The organism is Pseudomonas putida (assembly GCF_002906855.1).
Classification (GTDB): Bacteria; Pseudomonadota; Gammaproteobacteria; order Pseudomonadales; family Pseudomonadaceae; genus Aquipseudomonas; species Aquipseudomonas putida_N.
The window spans coordinates 332822-350426 of record NZ_MINI01000048.1; the positions used below are offsets into that span (position 1 = coordinate 332822).

A 17605-nucleotide genomic window follows, 5' to 3' on the forward strand; every position below is an offset into this window, starting at 1 on the left:
CTCAACTCATTCCCACTCGATGGTGGCCGGTGGCTTGCTCGACACGTCGTAGGTGACGCGGGAGATACCGTCGATTTCGTTGATGATACGGCCGCTGACGGTTTCCAGCAGCTCGTACGGCAGGTGTGCCCAACGCGCGGTCATGAAGTCCACGGTCTCGACGGCACGCAGCGCGACGACCCAGGCGTAGCGACGGCCGTCGCCGACGACGCCGACCGACTTGACCGGCTGGAACACCACGAATGCCTGGCTGGTCTTGTGGTACCAGTCGGCCTTGCGCAGTTCTTCGATGAAGATGTGGTCGGCGCGACGCAGGATGTCGGCGTATTCCTTCTTAACTTCACCGAGGATGCGCACGCCCAGGCCCGGGCCCGGGAACGGGTGGCGGTAGACCATGTCGTACGGCAGGCCCAGCTCCAGGCCGATCTTGCGCACTTCGTCCTTGAACAGTTCACGCAGCGGCTCGACCAGCTTGAGGTTCATTTCCTCCGGCAGGCCGCCCACGTTGTGGTGCGACTTGATCACATGGGCCTTGCCGCTCTTGGCGCCGGCCGACTCGATCACGTCCGGGTAGATGGTGCCCTGGGCGAGGAACTGGATGTTGTCCAGCTTGCTGGCTTCGGCATCGAAGATGTCGATGAAGGTACGGCCGATGATCTTGCGCTTCTTCTCCGGGTCGGCTTCGCCTTCCAGGTTGTCGAGGAACTGCTTTTCAGCGTCGGCGCGGATCACCTTGACGCCCATGTTCTCCTTGAACATGGCCATCACCTGGTCGCCTTCGTGCAGGCGCAGCAGGCCGTTGTCGACGAAGACGCAGGTCAGCTGGTCACCGATGGCGCGGTGCAGCAGCGCGGCAACAACCGAGCTGTCAACGCCGCCGGACAGGCCCAGCAGGACGTTGGCCGAGCCGACTTGCTCACGTACCTGAGCGATGGCGTCTTCGACGATGTTGGACGGGGTCCACAGGGCTTCACAGCCGCAGATGTCCTGCACGAAACGGGACAGGATGCGACCGCCCTGCTTGGTGTGGGTCACTTCCGGGTGGAACTGCACGCCGTAGTAGCCGCGCGAATCGTCGAACATGCCGGCGATCGGGCAGCTCGGGGTGCTGGCCAACACGTGGAAGTTGCCTGGCATCTGGGTGACCTTGTCACCGTGGCTCATCCACACGTCCAGGCCCAGTACGCCGTCGTCGTCGACGTGGTCTTCGATACCGTCGAGCAGGCGGCTCTTGCCGACCACATCGACGCGGGCATAACCGAACTCACGCAGGTCGGAACCTTCGACCTTGCCGCCCATCTGCTCGGCCATGGTCTGCATGCCGTAGCAGATACCCAGCACTGGCACGTTCAGGTCGAACACCGCCTGCGGGGCACGTGGGCTGTTGGCTTCGTGGACCGACTCGGGGCCGCCGGCGAGGATGATGCCGCGCGGGTTGAATTCGCGAATCGCTTCATCGTCCATGTCGAACGGGTGCAGCTCGCAGTACACGCCGATTTCGCGCACGCGGCGGGCGATCAGCTGGGTGTACTGGGAACCGAAATCGAGGATCAGGATGCGGTGAGCGTGAATGTCGAGGGCCATGACTCAATCTCGTCAGTGGAAATCGGAAACGACGCGGGGCTGTAATGACAGCCCCGCTTGCAAGTTTTGCTGGAAGCCTCAGCCTACGCGGTAGTTAGGGGCTTCTTTGGTGATCTGCACGTCATGCACGTGGGACTCGGCCATGCCAGCACCAGTGATGCGCACGAATTCCGGCTTGGTGCGCATCTCTTCGATGGTCGCGCTGCCGGTGTAGCCCATGGACGAACGCAGGCCGCCCATCAGCTGGTGGATGATCGCGGCCAGGGCCCCCTTGTAAGGAACGCGGCCTTCGATGCCTTCAGGTACCAGCTTCTCGGCGCCGGCCGAGGAGTCCTGGAAGTAACGGTCGGACGAGCCTTGCGCCTGTGCCATGGCACCCAGCGAGCCCATGCCGCGGTAGGCCTTGTAGGAACGGCCCTGGAACAGCTCGACTTCGCCCGGTGCTTCTTCGGTACCGGCGAACATCGAACCCATCATCACGCAGGAAGCACCGGCAACGATGGCCTTGGACAGGTCACCGGAGAAGCGGATGCCGCCGTCGGCGATCAGTGGCACGCCAGTGCCTTCCAGTGCAGCGGCGACGTTGGCAATGGCGCTGATCTGCGGCACGCCGACACCGGCAACGATACGGGTGGTGCAGATCGAGCCTGGGCCGATACCGACCTTGACGGCGTCGGCGCCGGCTTCAGCCAGGGCCTTGGCCGCAGCGCCGGTGGCGATGTTGCCGCCGATCACCTGCACTTGCGGGTAGGTTTCCTTGACCCAGCGAACGCGGTCGATCACGCCTTTGGAGTGACCGTGGGCGGTGTCGACCACCACCACGTCAACGCCGGCGGCAACCAGGGCGGCAACGCGCTCGCCGGTGTCCTTGCCGGTGCCGACCGCAGCGCCAACGCGCAGGCGACCCTGGTCGTCCTTGCTGGCCAGCGGGTAGGCCTTGGCCTTTTCGATGTCCTTGACGGTCATCATGCCCTTGAGGTTGAACTTGTCGTCAACGATCAGGACCTTTTCCAGGCGGTGCTTGTGCAGCAGCTCGCGGACTTCGTTCTTGTCGGCGCCTTCGCGGACGGTGACCAGACGCTCTTTCGGCGTCATCACGTCGCGGACCTTGGCGTCCAGACGGGTTTCGAAGCGCACGTCACGGGAGGTGACGATGCCGACCAGGTCGCCGTTCGCCAGTACCGGAACGCCGGAGATGTTGTTCAGGCGGGTCAGGTCGAACAGATCGCGCACGGTGGCGTCGGCTTCGATGGTGATCGGGTCCTTGACCACGCCAGCCTCGAACTTCTTGACCTTGCGCACTTCGCCGGCCTGCTGTTCGATGGTCATGTTCTTGTGGATGATGCCGATGCCGCCTTCCTGGGCCATGGCAATGGCCAGGCGCGCTTCGGTCACGGTATCCATGGCAGCGGAAACCAGCGGAATGTTCAGCTCGATGCCACGAGTCAAACGGGTCTTGAGACTGACTTCATTGGGCAGTACCTCGGAGTAGCCAGGTACAAGGAGGATATCGTCGAAGGTCAGGGCTTCTTGGCTGATACGCAGCATCGCGGGGGCTCCCGGGCGGGAAAAATGGAAGCGCGCCATTATACTCATCCACGGCGCGCCGCTCAATGCAAAATAAGGGCCTTCGGTCAGCCTTGTGGCACTTTTACCTGCACCACCGCCACCGGCTGGTCGAGCCAGTCGGCAAAGCTGTCGAGAAAGGCCTGGGTGAACCCGGCCTCGCCCCAGTTGTTGAAGATGAACCCAAGGTTGGAAAAGGCACATGGCTGCAGGTAAATGAAGCCGTTGATGTCGTCTTCATGGCCGCACAGCGGGCAGGTGAAGTTGTCGCTCACCGCCGGCATCCACTCCTCAAGGCTCTCGAACAGCGGCTCGCCGACCTCGCGCCGGCACTCCGGGCAACCAGCCTCCTCGAGGAACCCCTCGGTCGGGGTATAGATGCAACGCTTGAGCATCACTTCCAGGCCATTGACCTGCTCGCCGAACGGCAGCTTTTCCGGATGCAGGGCGACCTTGCGCGCGCCCGCCGCCAAGGCATGGCCCATGCGGTTGCCGGTGCGCCCGCAGGTGGTCAGTTGTTCTTCGACGATCTTCTCGCGCACCAGCCAGCGCAGGATGGCGCGGGCACGGGCTTCGTGCACCTCGACGGTGGACAGCTTGGGGACAATGATGCTCTGGGTGTTCATGAACGAAGCGGGCCTGCGGACTGCGGTAATCCTGCAATTCTACAGCTCAGCCGCTCAGGTAGCGACCGATCAGCGCCAGGCCGCTGGCCAGCACCAGCCAGGTGACCAGGCGCACGAAAGCTTCGCGGGACAGCTTAAAGGTCAGCCGGCGGCCCACCCAGAGACCGATGAACATCACGGGCAGCAGGCAGGCGGCGAGCAGCAACAGCCTGGTGTCGGCGTACACGCCGGCCAGCAGGAACAGCGTCAGGCGCACAATGGTGCTGCAGCTGATCAGGGCGCTCTGGGTCGCGCGCACCTGTTCCTTTATTTCCAGCCGTGCGCTCAGGTAGATCGCATAAAGGAAACCGCCACTACCAAACAAGGCGCCGAACAGCCCGCCAACCGTGCCCATGGGCACCGCCCAGAGGCCCGACAACCTGACCGGTCGCACCTTCACCGCCAGGCCATAGATCGCATAGGCGGTGACGAACAGCCCCATCAGCAGCAGCAACAGCTCGGACTTCAGGTGCAGCAGGAATACCACGCCCAAGGTGCAGCCCACGGCCATGCACGGTAACAGGCGCAGCAGCTCACCGCGCACCACGTCGCGACGCGATGGCAGCAGGTTGCCGAAGGCGGCGACGAAGTCCAGCAGCACCAGCAGCGGTATGATCCGCGACAGTGGCATGAAATGGATCAGTACCGGGCCGGCCACCAGCGCGGTGCCGAAGCCGGCGATACCGAAGACGATATAGGCAGCGCCGACGCCGAGCAGGATGGGCAGCCATTCAAGGCCGGAAATCGACAGTTGGTCCAGCATGGCAGCAATTCCTGGGAAGACAGGCAAAGGTTAGCCAGCCATGAGCCATCCCGACTAATATGCCTTTAACACCGTACCCATCTCGAAAAGGCATGACATGACGTCGATCCGCCAATTGCGTTACTTCGTGGAAATCGCCGAATGCGGCAGCTTCAGCGGTGCCGCCGAGCGGCTGTACATCGCCCAGTCGGCGCTGAGCCGGCAGATCAAGGAGCTGGAGCAGCAACTGGGCACGCCACTGTTCGAACGTACCGCACGCCTGCCGCGCCTGACGTTGGCCGGCCAGGCCTTCCTCGAACGCGCGCGGCGCTTGCTGGCCGACCTGGCGCAGGCCGAGCAGGTGACCCGCGACATTGGCGAAGGGCTGCAAGGCAGCCTGCGCCTGAACCACTCCAGCACGGTACCGCTGACCGGCCCGATACTGGCTCGCCTGGGCGGCTACCTGCGAGGCAACCCGGGAATTGCGCTGGAGATCGCCCAGCAGTCGTCGGAAGCGCAACTGGAGGATATCGCCGCCGGGCGGCTGGATATCGGCCTGTTGCGCCTGCCGGTGCTGCGCCAGCATGAAGGCGTGGTGCTGAACGAGCTGTTCAGTGAACCATTGTTGCTGGCGGTTGCCGCCGGGCATCCGCTGGCCGGTGCAGCGCAAGTGAGGCTGGAGCAGCTGTGTGAGGAGCGCTTTGTTTCCATCCCGCATCGGGATCGCGGCGGGCTGAGTTACCTGTCGGCCTCACTGTGCATGGATGCTGGCTTTTTCCCGCGAGCGGCGCAGGTGCTGTCGCGCAAGACCACACAGTTGCAGCTGATCCAGGCGGGGTTCGGGGTGGCGTTGTTGCCGAATTGCATGCGGGAGATTGCACCGGCCTCGGTCAGTTTCGTGGCGCTGGAGGGGGGATGCGAGAGTACTGTGGCGCTGGCCTGCCGACGCGATGCCGGACAGATGGTGCGCCAGTTCGTGGCAGCGATGCAGGGTTGATGTCACCGGCTATGCCGGTGTTCGCGGATAAACCCGCTCCCACAGCGACCGCGATATGCGCGAGGACAGGGGCGAGACAGACAACCGGGGCCGATGTCCTTTATGATGCCCGCCATGATCAGAGACCCTTTCGAACGACTCGGCCTGGACCGCGAGGTCCTCACCGTCAGCCAACTCAACGGCCGCGCGCGCGTGCTGTTGGAAGACGTGTTCCGCAGCGTCTGGGTGGAGGGCGAGATATCCAACCTCGCCCGCCCGGCCTCCGGCCACATGTACTTCACCCTCAAGGACAGCGGCGCCCAGGTGCGCTGTGCACTGTTCCGGCAGAACGCCACCCGTGTACGCCAGGCCCTGCGTGACGGCCTGGCGGTGCGCGTGCGCGGCAAGGTCTCACTGTTCGAAGGGCGTGGCGACTACCAGCTGATCCTCGACACGGTCGAACCGGCCGGTGATGGCGCCCTGCGCCTGGCCTTCGAGGCGCTGAAGGAAAAGCTCGGCGCCGAAGGACTGTTCAGTGCCGAGCGCAAGAAGCCGTTGCCGGCCCATCCGCAACGCATTGGCATCATCACCTCGCCCACTGGCGCGGTGATCCGCGACATCATCAGCGTGTTCGGCCGCCGGGCACCACAGGTCGAGCTGAACCTGATCCCCACTGCCGTGCAGGGCCGCGAAGCGATCAACCAGATCGTCCGCGCCTTGCAACAAGCTGACCGGCTGGGCTTCGACGCGCTGATCCTGGCCCGCGGTGGTGGCTCGCTGGAAGACCTCTGGTGCTTCAACGAAGAAGCAGTAGCGCGTGCCGTGGCCGCCTGCGTAACGCCAATTGTCAGCGCCGTCGGCCACGAGACCGATGTGTCGATCAGCGACTTCGTCGCCGACGTGCGCGCGCCTACGCCTTCGGCTGCCGCCGAACTGCTGGCCCCCGACAACAGCGGCCTGCAGCAACGCCTCGATGGCCTGCAGCGGCGCCTGCTGCTGCGCATGCAGAACCGCCTGACCCATGACCGCCTGCGCCTGGAGTCGCTGACCCGGCGCCTGCGCCATCCCGGTGAACGCCTGCGCCAGCAAGCGCAACGCCTGGATGACCTGGACATGCGCCTGCGCCGGGCCTTCATGCTCAACCTCAATCAGCGCCGCGAGCGCCTGGCACGTCTCGATACACGCCTGGCCGCGCAGCATCCGGGGCGCACGCTGAAACTGCTGGCGCAGCGCCTGGACAGCCTCGCCGAGCGCCTGCCACGGGCCATGCGCGAAGTGCTCAAGGACCGCCGCCAGCGCTTCCAGGCACAACTGCAGACCCTTCAGGTAGTCAGCCCGCTGGCGACACTGGCACGTGGCTACAGCATCCTTCTCGACGAGCAGGGCCAGGCCATCCGCAGCGCCGAGCAGACCCGCAACGGCCAGCGCCTGACCGCACGCCTGAACGAAGGCGAGCTGCTGGTGCGCGTCGAAGACAATCACCTGACCCCAGTCACCCTCTCTTTACTGGACTGACACATGCCTCGCCTGTTCGCACCCCTGCTCGCCCTCTCCCTCCTGCTGCTGGCCGCAGGCGCCCAGGCCAGCTACATCACCCGCACCCTGAACAAGCCCGTGCCCGGTGGCGTGGCGGTGGTCGACCTCGGCCCGGCAGCAACGGCGCCGAGCGCGCGCTTCGATGGCAAGCCGGTGCTGGTAGTCAAGGAGCAGGACAACTGGCTGGCCATCGTCGGCATCCCGCTGACCCAGAAGCCCGGCACCGCCGTGCTGACCCAGGGCGGCCGCAGCCTGCCCTTCAGCGTTGGCAGCAAGAAGTACCCCGAGCAGCACATCACCTTGAAGAACACCCGCCAGGTCAACCCGAATCCGGACGACCTCAAGCGCATCGACCGTGAACTGGCCGAGCAGATCAAGGCGTATCGCAGCTTCAGCCCGGTGCTGCCGAGCAACCTGATCCTCGACAAACCCGTCAGCGGGCCGCTGTCGAGCAAGTTCGGCGTGCGCCGCTTCTTCAATGGCGAGGAGCGCAACCCGCATGCCGGGCTGGACTTCGCCGTACCGGCCGGCACGCCGATCAAAACGCCGGCCAACGGCAAGGTGATCCTGGTGGGTGACTACTTCTTCAATGGCCGTACGGTGTTCGTCGACCATGGGCAAGGGTTCATCAGCATGTTTTGCCACATGTCGAAGATCGATGTGCAGGTTGGCCAGCAGCTGCGCCGCGGCGATGTGGTCGGGCGCGTGGGCTCGACCGGGCGGGCCACCGGGCCGCACATGCACTGGAATGTCAGCCTGAACGATGCGCGGGTGGATCCGGCGATCTTCATTGGTGCGTTCCAGCCTTGAGATCGGCGGCGCCTCTTCGCGGGGCAAGCCCGCTCCGAGCGGGCTTGCCCCGCGAAGAGGCCGGACATTCGACATCACTTCCGCTCTGTTGCGCCATCGAAAAATACCGCGCAATAATCTAAACCCCTTAACCACTTATCAGCGATAAAATCTCGCTATATATCTTTTTTTAAGCATTCCTCTCAATTTTTTCCGAATGCTTGCCATCCCCCAGCCCACTGGTTAGGGTTGAGGGCATGAAAACCTTCAGCACCCTCATCCTGCTCCGACAACATCGCAGCCTCTGCCTGGTCAGCGCCCGACTACCAGGCTGATTCGCGTCGCCTCGCCTCATCATCTCGTTACAGCTCGGCAGGCCCGATCTCGGCCGCACACAAAAGGATTGCTTCCATGACCATGCTCAAAGACCCATCGAAGAAATACCGCGCTTTCCCGACCATCGACCTGCCTGACCGTACCTGGCCGTCGAAGACCATCACCGAGGCGCCGATCTGGTGCAGCTCCGACCTGCGTGATGGCAACCAGTCGCTGATCGAGCCGATGGATTCGGAGAAGAAGCTGCGTTTCTGGAAGACCTTGGTGCAGGTTGGCGTGAAGGAAATCGAAGCCTCGTTCCCATCGGCCTCGCAAACCGACTTCGACTTCGTGCGCATGCTGATCGAAGACGGCCACATCCCGGACGACACCACCATCCAGGTGCTCACCCAGGCCCGTGAAGACTTGATCGCCCGTACGTTCGAGTCGCTGCGCGGCGCGAAGAAGGCCATCGTCCACCTGTACAACGCCACCAGCCCATCGTTCCGCCGCATCGTCTTCAACCAGGACAAGCAAGGCGTGAAGGACATCGCGGTGAACGCGGCCAAGCTGTTCGTCAAATATGCCGCCCAGCAGCCAGAAACCCAGTGGACCTTCCAGTACTCGCCAGAAACCTTCAGCGCCACCGAGATGGAGTTCGCCAAGGAAGTCTGTGACGCGGTCATCGAGGTGTGGAACCCGACCCCCGAGCACAAGATCATCCTCAACCTGCCGGCCACCGTGGAAGTTTCCACGCCGAACATCTACGCCGACCAGATCGAGTGGTTCTGCCGTAATGTCAGCCGTCGCGACAGCGTGATCATCAGCCTGCACTGCCACAACGACCGTGGCACCGGCATCGCCGCCACCGAGCTGGGCCTGATGGCCGGCGCCGACCGTGCCGAAGGCTGCCTGTTCGGCAACGGCGAGCGTACCGGCAACGTCGACCTGGTGACCCTGGCGCTGAACCTCTACACCCAGGGCATCGACCCGCTGCTGGACTTCTCCGACATCGACGGCGTGCGCAAAGTGGTCGAAGAGTGCAACCAGCTGCCGGTGCACCCACGTCACCCATACGTCGGCGACCTGGTCCACACCGCGTTCTCCGGTTCGCACCAGGACGCCATCCGCAAAGGCTTCGCCAAGCAGCAGGAAGGCGAGCTGTGGGAAGTGCCGTACCTGCCGATCGACCCGGCCGACATCGGCCGCAGCTACGAGGCGGTGATCCGCGTCAACAGCCAGTCGGGCAAAGGCGGCATCACCTACCTGCTCGAGCAGGAATACGGCATCAGCCTGCCACGCCGCATGCAGATCGAATTCAGCCAGGTCGTGCAGGGTGAAACCGACCGCCTGGGCCTGGAAATGACCGCCCAGCAGATCTACAGCCTGCTGCACAAGGAATACCTCCAGGCCAACGCCCCGTATGCGCTGGTCAGCCACCGCCTGCAGGAAGAAAACGGCAACAGTGCCGTGGAAGTGGAAGTCGCCGGTGAAGGCGAGACCACCCTGCACTGGCGCGGCAAGGGCAACGGCGCCCTGGAAGCCCTGGTGGCCGGTCTGCCAGTATCCGTGGAAATCATGGACTACAACGAGCACGCCATCGGTGCCGGTACCAATGCCAAGGCGGCAGCCTACATCGAACTGCGCGTGGCCGGCGGCCGCCCGGTGCATGGCGTGGGTATCGATGAGAACATCACCACCGCCAGCTTCAAGGCGCTGTTCAGCGCACTGAACCGCTCGCTCAGCCAGCAGGAAGCCAAGGCGGCCTGAGCCGTAGCGCAATGAACAGGAAAGCCCGCATCCTTTGATGCGGGCTTTTTTTTGCCTGTACCGGCCCTTTCGCGGGGCAAGCCCGCTCCTACAGATATTGCGCAGGCCCTGCGGCAAACATGGGAGAGGGGCGGCACAGGCAATGTACAAATCCCAGGCAAAAAAAGGGGCGCCGACCAAGCGCCCCATAAGCCGTAAAGCACACAACAGTTTCAGTTGGCGTCCAGCAGTGCCATCGCCTCGGCGCTGCACGCCTCGATCCGCGCCCAGTCGCCGTTCTTGATCCAGCTGCTGTCGAGCATCCAGGTACCACCCACGCACATGACGTTCGACAGCGCCATGTAATTGCGCACGTTGGCCGGGTTCACGCCGCCAGTCGGGCAGAAGCGAATATCGCCGAACGGGCCGGCAAAGGCCTTGATCGCCGCCACACCACCACTGATTTCCGCCGGAAACAATTTGAAGCGGCGGTAGCCCAAGGCATAACCCATCATGATTTCGGACGGCGTGCTGATGCCTGGCAGCAGCGGGATCTCGCTGTCGACACCGGCTTCGAGGATGTCCTGGGTGATGCCCGGCGTGACGACGAACTGCGCGCCAGCGGCTTCCACCGCTGCGAACATGCTGCGGTCGAGCACAGTGCCGGCGCCGACACATAGCGCCGGACGCTGCTCACGCAGTACCTGGATAGCCTTCAGGCCATGCTGCGAACGCAAGGTCACTTCAAGGGTGCGGATACCGCCAGCAGCCAGGGCGTCAGCCAGTGGCAGGATGTCTTCCTCACGGGCGATGGTGATTACCGGCAGGATGCGCGCCTGTTCGCAGATTGCATCGATCCGGGCGGCTTTATCCGCCATCGAAAGCTTGGGCTGTGGGCGTTCAAGGGTGGTCATGACAGTGGATCCTTGGCTCATGGGCACCAGTAGATGTCCAGGGGGTCGTGAAGAAAGGCGCGAATCGGCATTTCGGAAAGGTCGTTGCCCGCCAGCGCGGCGCGCAGGGTAGCGAGTTTGCCCGGGCCTTGCACGGACAGCGCGATGAATGCCGCGCTGGCCAGCAGTGAGCGGGTCATCGACAGGCGCTGGTGCGGCACGCTCGGGGCCAGCATCGGCAGGCAACGGCGCGTGCTGTTCGGGGCCAGGCCTGCGGCGAGGTTGGGGCTGCCCGGGAACAGCGAGGCGGTATGGCCATCGTCGCCCATGCCCAGCACCAGTGCATCGATCGGTGGCAGCTCGGCCAAGGCCTGGTCGGCACTGTCTGCGGCCGCGTCGAGGGTTCCGGCCTGCTGATAGAGCCCGACGAAGCGGGCCTTGCCGGCAGCGCCCTTGAGCAAGTGGCGGGCCAGCAGGCCGGCATTGCTGTCGGCGTGCTCCACCGGCACCCAGCGCTCGTCGGCCAGGCTGACGGTGACCTTGGCCCAGTCCAGCTGTTTGCCGGCCAGCTTCTCGAGGAACGACACCGGGCTGCGACCGCCAGACAACACCACACAGGCCTGGCCCTTGGCGGCAATGGCTGCACGCAGGCGTTCGGCCACGTCATGGGCCAGGCTTGCGGCCAGTGCATTGGCATCCGCCAGGTCGTGCACCTGCACGACCGCTGGCAGCTTCAATTCAGATATCGCCATACCACGACCTCCCATCGCGCGTGATCAATGCAATCGAGCTCATCGGCCCCCAGGACCCCGCCGCGTAAGGTTTGGGCGCATCGCCCGCGTTGCGCCAGCCGGCGATCAACTGGTCACACCACTTCCAGGCATACTCGATCTCGTCCTTGCGCACGAACAGGTTCTGGTTGCCGCGCATCACTTCGAGCAGCAAGCGCTCGTAGGCATCCGGAATCCGCGCACTGCGCCAGGTGTCGGAAAAATTCAGCTGCAGCGGGCCACTGCGCAGTTGCATGCCCTTGTCCAGGCCCTGCTCCTTGGTCATCACCCGCAAGGATATGCCTTCGTCCGGTTGCAGGCGGATGATCAGTTTGTTGCCGATCTGCAAACGCTGTTCCGGGGCGAAGATGTAGTGCGGCGTTTCCTTGAAGTGGATGACGATCTGCGACAGCTTCTGCGGCATACGCTTGCCAGTACGCAAGTAGAACGGCACGCCCGACCAGCGCCAGTTGCGAATGTCGGCGCGCAGGGCGACGAAGGTTTCGGTGTCGCTCTGGGCATTGGAATTGTCTTCTTCCAGGTAGCCCGGCACCGGCTTGCCGTCGCTATAGCCGGCGATGTACTGACCGCGCACCACCCGGGTGCTCAAGCCTTCGCCGGTGATCGGTGCCAGCGCCTTGAGCACCTTGACCTTCTCGTCACGGATGCTGTCGGCCGACAGCTCGCTGGGCGGGTCCATGGCAATCAGGCAGAGCAATTGCAGCAAGTGGTTCTGGATCATGTCGCGCAACTGGCCGGCCTTGTCGAAGTAGCCCCAGCGGCCCTCGATGCCGACCTTCTCCGCCACGGTGATCTCTACGTGGGAGATGGAATTCTGGTTCCACTGGGTTTCGAACAGGCTGTTGGCAAAACGCAGGGCGATCAGGTTCTGCACCGTCTCCTTGCCCAGGTAATGGTCGATGCGATAGACCCGGGTTTCAGGGAAGAAGCGCGCCACGGCATCGTTGACCCGCCGTGATGACTCCAGATCATGGCCGATGGGTTTTTCCAGCACCACCCGGGTGCGAGCGGCAAGGCCAGCCTTGTCGAGGTTCTCGCAGATGGCGCCGTAGACGGCCGCCGCCGTGGCAAAGTAGGCGATCAGCGGCTGCTCGGCAGCCAGTTGTTCGGCCAGGGCCTGGTAGCCCTCGGGCTGCAGGAAGTCCAGGTGCTGGTAGCGCAGGCGGCCGAGGAAGCGCCCCAACGCGGCGGGCTCGATTTCAGCTTCGGCCACATGCCGGCGCAGGTGCGTTTCAATGGTGTTCAGGTGAGCCTCGGCGCTGCCGGCCTCGCGGGCCAGCGCCAGCAGGCGGGTGTCCGCGTGCAGGAGGTTGGCACGGTCGAGCTGGTAGAGCGCAGGAAACAGCTTGCGCAATGCCAGGTCGCCAAGGGCGCCAAACAGGGCAAAGGTGCAAGGTTCGACACTGATCGCAGCCATGATGTTGGTTCTTTCCTAAAGTTGGTCTAGGAATACCGCTTTCACACACGGTTTTCAAGGGATAATGTAGTAAAAACCACAACATTACACGCAAGCGTTACAGACAAGTGGTACGCCAATCGCACCGACAGTACGATAGACGACCGTGCAAAAAGCCTGCTGCTCCCACAGCCGGCTGTCTTCTCGACCCAAGGACACACCCATGGACCGCGTGCGAAACCTCCTGGAACAGATCCAGGGACGCCTCGACGAGCTGAACAAGGCCGAACGCAAAGTCGCCGAAGTCATCCTGCTCAACCCGCAACAAGCCACCCGTTTCAGCATCGCCGCGCTGGCCCAGGCGGCCAAGGTCAGCGAACCGACTGTCAACCGCTTCTGCCGCTCGTTCGGCGTCAGCGGCTACCCGGAACTCAAGCTGCAGCTGGCGCAAAGCCTGGCCAGCGGCGCAGCGTATGTCAGCCGTGCGGTGGAAGCCGACGACGACCCGGCAGCCTACACCCAGAAAATTTTCGGCAGTGCCATCGCCTCGCTCGACAGCGCCTGCCAGCAACTGGACCCGCAACAGGTCAGCCGCGCCGTGGACATGATGATCCAGGCCCGGCAGATCCACTTCTTCGGCCTCGGCGCCTCGGCGCCGGTGGCCCTCGATGCCCAGCACAAGTTCTTCCGCTTCAACCTCGCGGTATCGGCCCATGCCGACGTGCTGATGCAGCGCATGCTGGCCTCGGTGGCACACACCGGCGACCTGTTCGTGATCATCTCCTACACCGGGCGCACCCGCGAGCTGGTCGAAGTAGCACGCCTGGCCCGGGAAAACGGCGCCTCGGTGCTCGGCCTGACCGCTGCCGGCTCGCCGTTGGCCCAGGCCTGCAGCCTGAGCTTGCACATCCCGCTGCCGGAAGACACCGATATCTACATGCCGATGACCTCGCGAATCATCCAGCTGACCGTGCTCGACGTGCTGGCCACCGGCATGACCCTGCGCCGCGGCGTGGACTTCCAGCCGCACCTGCGCAAGATCAAGGAAAGCCTCAACGCCAGCCGCTACCCGATCGAGGACGACGAACTCAACTGAGCCGGTGCGCCTGCAGCCGCAGGTGCGCTCGCTGCCCCGGCGCAAGGCTCAGGCCCTCGCCACTGCCACTGGCCGCCTCGACGCAGACAAAACCCTGGCACTCACGGCCGCTGACGCCCATCAGCGGCCGATTGCCCGGGTGCCAGACCACGGTATCGTCGCTGTCGCCGGTGTCGATGCACAGCTCCCGCTCCCAGGCCGGGTCCTGCAGCTGCACCCGTGGCGTGCCCGGGTAGACTTTCTGGCAGCCACCCTTGAGCTTGAGCGCGCCGTCTTCACGGCAGGCCTGGCGGCTCAGGCGGTCATAGCCTTCGATATCCTCGAGCCCAGACAGCGCTATCTCGGACACGTCGCTGATACGCCAGTAAGCCAGCAGCGCATGGCTCAGCTGGCAAGGTTCACTGTCCTGGTGCTCGGTGCTCAGGCTTAGTTCCATGCGGTTGCCGAGCCTGGCGTGCAGGTCTACCTGCCAGTCGCACAGGTCCAGCCGCCACTTCAGGCTGACGCCCTCCTCGTCTTCGCGGCTGTCCACCAGCTTCCAGTCCAGCAAGCGCGCCCAGCCATGGGCTGGCCACAGGTCTTCGCTGGGATGGCGGCCATACCAGGGCCAGCACACCGGCACACCACCGCGAATGGCGCCCACCTGCGGCCATTGCTCGGCGCACCACAGCCAGGGCCGCTCACCAGCTGGCTGGAAGTGCAGCAGTTGCGCGCCTTGGCGGCTGAATACCGCCTGGCAACGGGGATGGTCGATGATCAGCACATCGCGCTGCTGGTAACGCTCCCACTCGAATGTCGGCCGCGGCCGCTGCGAGGAAAAGAAGCGATGTAGCGGATGTTCAGGCATGGTTCCAAGCTCTTGTTGTTTGAGATAGCGCTATCTCGGCCCATCCCCGACAACCACTGCAAGCCAGTGGGTGCCGGGAGCCGAATTTGGATTGGCGTAAATTTACAACAAGTTCGCTTAGAAAGACGACTGAATCTTCAAACCTGCGACCAGCGCGTTGTCGACTTCGTCCACACCGCCCGGGCTCTTGATGTACTGCAGGTTGGGCCGCACGGTCAGCCAGTTGGTGACGTGGAAGCCGTAGTACAGCTCGGCGTTGTACTCGGTGCGCTGCAGCGGCACGAAGCCTGGGTTGTCGTAATCGTCGATACCGCTCTGGGCATTGAGCAGCTCGGCGCGTTTCTTCACGTCATCGTTCACATGAATGCGTGCCACGCCGAAGCCGATGTCGTCCTTGGGCCGGGCGTCGAAAGCCCCTTTGTAGACCAGGCCGACCTGCTGGTAGTTGTCGACCACGTTAGTGGCCTTGTCGTGCACAGTGAAGTTGGCGAACAGGCTCAGGCCGCGATTGATGTCGCCACCATGGGCGGTGACCTGCTGCTGCGCCACCACCCACCAGCCGTGCTTGCTCGAATGCGACTTGAAGTCCTGGCCGGTGACCGCCTGCGGGTTGCCGTTGACGTCTTCGAATACGTCATCGGCCTTGGCGGTGCTGTAGTAATAACCCAGGCGGTATTCACCCGGCAGGTCATTGACCTTGGGCGACCAGACCATCTCGACCGGCAGGATTGCCCCCTTGGTACCACTGCCACTGAGCTTGAAGCCGTTGCCGGTCTCCAGGTTCGACGGGTTCTGCTCGTAGGCGCCGACTTGTACGAAGAATTCCGGGGTGATGTTGTACTTGACCCGCAGTGCCCACTGGCTGACCGGCCAGTTGTACCAGATGCTGCCGACCCAGTTGCCCACCTGCGAGCCGCAGAAGGCCAGGTTCTGGAAGTCGCAGGGGAAGCTGTTGAAGTCCTCCCCCTCACCGAAGCGGCCGACTTTCACGTCCAGCGCACCGTCGAAGTACTTCTGCTTGACCCACATCTGCGTCAGCCGCCAGGTCTGGCCACGGCCCCACACTTCCTGCACCGAGCTGAACTGCCCGGCGCGCGGGTCGCTGATGCGGTCGTTGGACAGGTTGCGGCCACTGCGTTCGGTGATCGCCAGCTTGAACTCGGCATCGTGCCAACCGAGGATCTTCTGCAGATCCAGGTGGGCGCCAAGCGCGAACTGGTCACTGTAGCGGGCGGTCTTGTCGTCGTTGTAGCCGCCATGGAGGTTACCGGCCACCTCGCCCACGTAGTCGAGGGTGAAGTCGTAGCCCTTGTCCAGCAGTTCGGTGCGGGTACCGCCCCAATCGCCGGTCATCCATTTCGACTCGCTGGAAAATGCCTCGGCAGCCTGCACGCCGCTGCTGCCAACCACGGCAAGCAGGGCCAGTGAACCCAAGGTCCTGATGCGATTGCGCTGTTCCATCCCTTTGCGTCCTCTTTTTTCTTATTGATGGTGTAGACGAATTAGCGGCCCTTGAAGTGAGCCACGTTGTCCTTTACGGCAGTATTGCTGCTGGCCAGGTGCAAACGTTCGCCGCTGCCTTCGTCGAACAGCAGCACCCGTGCCGGATCGAACTGCAGGTGCAAGCTTTCGCCCACCCGGCAGGTGATGTCCGGCGCCAGGCGGCAGCAGACCTTGGTCTGGTTGAGGGTGACGAACACCAGCAGGTCCGGCCCGGTGGGCTCGGTCACCTGCACTTCGGCGCGGATACCGGGCAGGCCATTGCCCTCACCTGCGCCCAGGGCGATCTGCTCGGGGCGGATGCCGAGGATGATCTCGCGACCGTCGAGGTCATCGTTGGCCGGCCCCAACGGCAGTTCGCAGCGCGCCTGGCCACTGTCGAGCACCGCCAACAGGCGCCCGTCCTGCTTGGCCAGGCGCACTGGAATGAAGTTCATCGGTGGCGAGCCGATGAAGCTGGCGACGAACTGATTGGCCGGGTCGTTGTAGATCTGCTGTGGCGTGCCGAACTGCTGGATGATGCCGTCCTTCATCACCGCCACCTTGTCGCCCAGGGTCATAGCCTCGATCTGGTCGTGGGTGACATACACCGTGGTGGTCTTCAGGCGCTGGTGCATCAGTTTCATTTCAGTGCGCATCTCGACCCGCAGCTTGGCGTCGAGGTTGGACAGCGGCTCGTCGAACAGGTAGATCTTCGGCCGCCGCGCCAGCGCCCGGCCCATGGCCACTCGCTGTTGCTGGCCACCGGACAGCTGCGCCGGCTTGCGTGCGAGCAGGTGCTCGATCTGCAGCAGCTTGGCCACCCGCGCCACTTCTTCATCGATGGCCGACTGCGGCATCTTGCGAATCTTCAGGCCGAATTCAATGTTCTCGCGCACGCTCATGGTCGGGTACAACGCGTAGGACTGGAACACCATGGCGATGTCGCGATCCTTGGGGCTCATTCCGCTGACGTCCTGCTCGTCGATGAGGATCGCGCCGCCGGTAATGTCTTCCAGGCCAGCGATGCAGTTCATCAGGGTCGATTTGCCGCAGCCCGAGGGGCCGACCAAGATCAGGAATTCACCGTCCTTGATCGACAACTGAATGTCCTTGAGGGTGTCTGGCAGGCCGCTGCCGTAGGTCTTGTTCACATTGCGAAGTTCGAGCGTTGCCATGAC

General features: G+C 63.7%; 15 protein-coding genes. 5 read left to right on the top strand and 10 right to left on the bottom strand.

Annotated features, from left to right (window positions below):
- Positions 1-6 precede the first annotated feature (6 nt).
- The 4 genes from guaA to BGP85_RS24300 form a co-directional block, all read right to left on the bottom strand.
- Complete coding sequence (guaA, locus tag BGP85_RS24285; protein ID WP_079229545.1) at positions 7-1584, bottom strand: glutamine-hydrolyzing GMP synthase; 1578 nt, start codon at positions 1582-1584, stop codon at positions 7-9.
- 78 nt (positions 1585-1662) lie between these two features.
- On the bottom strand, positions 1663-3132 hold the full coding sequence (gene guaB / locus BGP85_RS24290) for an IMP dehydrogenase (RefSeq protein ID WP_012270723.1): 1470 nt from the start codon (positions 3130-3132) through the stop codon (positions 1663-1665).
- An 86-nt stretch (positions 3133-3218) separates the two neighbouring features.
- On the bottom strand, positions 3219-3776 hold the full coding sequence (locus tag BGP85_RS24295; protein ID WP_103445500.1) for a sugar ABC transporter ATPase: 558 nt from the start codon (positions 3774-3776) through the stop codon (positions 3219-3221).
- A gap of 46 nt (positions 3777-3822) precedes the next feature.
- Entirely contained in the window at positions 3823-4578 is a 756-nt protein-coding gene (locus tag BGP85_RS24300; RefSeq protein ID WP_103445501.1) for a sulfite exporter TauE/SafE family protein, read from the bottom strand.
- A gap of 97 nt (positions 4579-4675) precedes the next feature.
- On the opposite strand from BGP85_RS24300, the gene BGP85_RS24305 reads away from it, so the two are divergent.
- The 4 genes from BGP85_RS24305 (at position 4676) to leuA (ending at position 9943) form a co-directional block, all read left to right on the top strand.
- Complete coding sequence (locus tag BGP85_RS24305) at positions 4676-5554, top strand: LysR family transcriptional regulator (protein WP_103445502.1); 879 nt, start codon at positions 4676-4678, stop codon at positions 5552-5554.
- 114 nt (positions 5555-5668) lie between these two features.
- Positions 5669-7048 (top strand): exodeoxyribonuclease VII large subunit, encoded by a 1380-nt coding sequence (gene xseA, locus BGP85_RS24310; RefSeq protein ID WP_103445503.1) that lies wholly within the window; start codon positions 5669-5671, stop codon positions 7046-7048.
- Between the two features lie 3 nt (positions 7049-7051).
- Complete coding sequence (locus tag BGP85_RS24315; RefSeq protein ID WP_103445504.1) at positions 7052-7879, top strand: M23 family metallopeptidase; 828 nt, start codon at positions 7052-7054, stop codon at positions 7877-7879.
- Between the two features lie 390 nt (positions 7880-8269).
- The gene (gene leuA / locus BGP85_RS24320; RefSeq protein ID WP_103445505.1) at positions 8270-9943 is read left to right on the top strand and encodes a 2-isopropylmalate synthase; all 1674 of its coding nucleotides are present in this window, start codon (positions 8270-8272) and stop codon (positions 9941-9943) included.
- A 212-nt stretch (positions 9944-10155) separates the two neighbouring features.
- Here the strand turns inward: leuA and BGP85_RS24325 are convergent, their stop codons facing one another.
- The 3 genes from BGP85_RS24325 to zwf are packed head-to-tail and all read right to left on the bottom strand — an operon-like array spanning position 10156 to position 13023.
- Positions 10156-10836 carry a bifunctional 4-hydroxy-2-oxoglutarate aldolase/2-dehydro-3-deoxy-phosphogluconate aldolase gene (locus BGP85_RS24325; RefSeq protein WP_103445506.1) on the bottom strand — a complete coding sequence of 227 codons (681 nt, stop codon included), beginning with the start codon at positions 10834-10836 and terminating at the stop codon, positions 10156-10158.
- Positions 10837-10853: 17 nt separating this feature from the next.
- Positions 10854-11567 (bottom strand): 6-phosphogluconolactonase, encoded by a 714-nt coding sequence (gene pgl, locus BGP85_RS24330; protein ID WP_103445507.1) that lies wholly within the window; start codon positions 11565-11567, stop codon positions 10854-10856.
- Positions 11554-13023, bottom strand: coding sequence for a glucose-6-phosphate dehydrogenase (gene zwf / locus BGP85_RS24335; protein ID WP_103445508.1), 1470 nt, complete (start codon positions 13021-13023; stop codon positions 11554-11556). Before zwf ends, pgl begins: the two co-directional genes overlap by 14 nt.
- 211 nt (positions 13024-13234) lie before the next feature.
- Here zwf and hexR point away from each other — a divergent pair, with 211 nt between their 5' ends.
- Positions 13235-14098, top strand: a complete 864-nt coding sequence (gene hexR / locus BGP85_RS24340; RefSeq protein ID WP_177326722.1) for a DNA-binding transcriptional regulator HexR — start codon at positions 13235-13237, stop codon at positions 14096-14098.
- Here the strand turns inward: hexR and BGP85_RS24345 are convergent.
- From BGP85_RS24345 to BGP85_RS24355, 3 genes are all read right to left on the bottom strand, one after another.
- Entirely contained in the window at positions 14091-14945 is an 855-nt protein-coding gene (locus tag BGP85_RS24345) for a D-hexose-6-phosphate mutarotase (RefSeq protein ID WP_103445509.1), read from the bottom strand. The two genes, hexR and BGP85_RS24345, sit on opposite strands and share 8 nt — an antisense overlap.
- A gap of 117 nt (positions 14946-15062) precedes the next feature.
- Complete coding sequence (locus BGP85_RS24350) at positions 15063-16406, bottom strand: carbohydrate porin (protein WP_103445510.1); 1344 nt, start codon at positions 16404-16406, stop codon at positions 15063-15065.
- 41 nt (positions 16407-16447) lie between these two features.
- Complete coding sequence (locus tag BGP85_RS24355) at positions 16448-17602, bottom strand: ABC transporter ATP-binding protein (protein WP_103445511.1); 1155 nt, start codon at positions 17600-17602, stop codon at positions 16448-16450.
- Between the last annotated feature and the right edge of the window lie 3 nt (positions 17603-17605).

Bases quoted from the DNA above. Each gene is read 5' to 3' on its own strand.
- pgl (WP_103445507.1), bottom strand. From the start codon at position 11,567: ATGGCGATATCTGAATTGAAGCTGCCAGCGGTCGTGCAGGTGCACGAC.
- BGP85_RS24355 (WP_103445511.1), bottom strand. From the start codon at position 17,602: ATGGCAACGCTCGAACTTCGCAATGTGAACAAGACCTACGGCAGCGGC.
- BGP85_RS24345 (WP_103445509.1), bottom strand. From the start codon at position 14,945: ATGCCTGAACATCCGCTACATCGCTTCTTTTCCTCGCAGCGGCCGCGG.
- BGP85_RS24300 (WP_103445501.1), bottom strand. From the start codon at position 4,578: ATGCTGGACCAACTGTCGATTTCCGGCCTTGAATGGCTGCCCATCCTG.
- zwf (WP_103445508.1), bottom strand. From the start codon at position 13,023: ATGGCTGCGATCAGTGTCGAACCTTGCACCTTTGCCCTGTTTGGCGCC.
- BGP85_RS24295 (WP_103445500.1), bottom strand. From the start codon at position 3,776: ATGAACACCCAGAGCATCATTGTCCCCAAGCTGTCCACCGTCGAGGTG.
- xseA (WP_103445503.1), top strand. From the start codon at position 5,669: ATGATCAGAGACCCTTTCGAACGACTCGGCCTGGACCGCGAGGTCCTC.
- BGP85_RS24325 (WP_103445506.1), bottom strand. From the start codon at position 10,836: ATGACCACCCTTGAACGCCCACAGCCCAAGCTTTCGATGGCGGATAAA.
- BGP85_RS24305 (WP_103445502.1), top strand. From the start codon at position 4,676: ATGACGTCGATCCGCCAATTGCGTTACTTCGTGGAAATCGCCGAATGC.
- leuA (WP_103445505.1), top strand. From the start codon at position 8,270: ATGACCATGCTCAAAGACCCATCGAAGAAATACCGCGCTTTCCCGACC.
- BGP85_RS24315 (WP_103445504.1), top strand. From the start codon at position 7,052: ATGCCTCGCCTGTTCGCACCCCTGCTCGCCCTCTCCCTCCTGCTGCTG.
- BGP85_RS24350 (WP_103445510.1), bottom strand. From the start codon at position 16,406: ATGGAACAGCGCAATCGCATCAGGACCTTGGGTTCACTGGCCCTGCTT.
- guaA (WP_079229545.1), bottom strand. From the start codon at position 1,584: ATGGCCCTCGACATTCACGCTCACCGCATCCTGATCCTCGATTTCGGT.
- guaB (WP_012270723.1), bottom strand. From the start codon at position 3,132: ATGCTGCGTATCAGCCAAGAAGCCCTGACCTTCGACGATATCCTCCTT.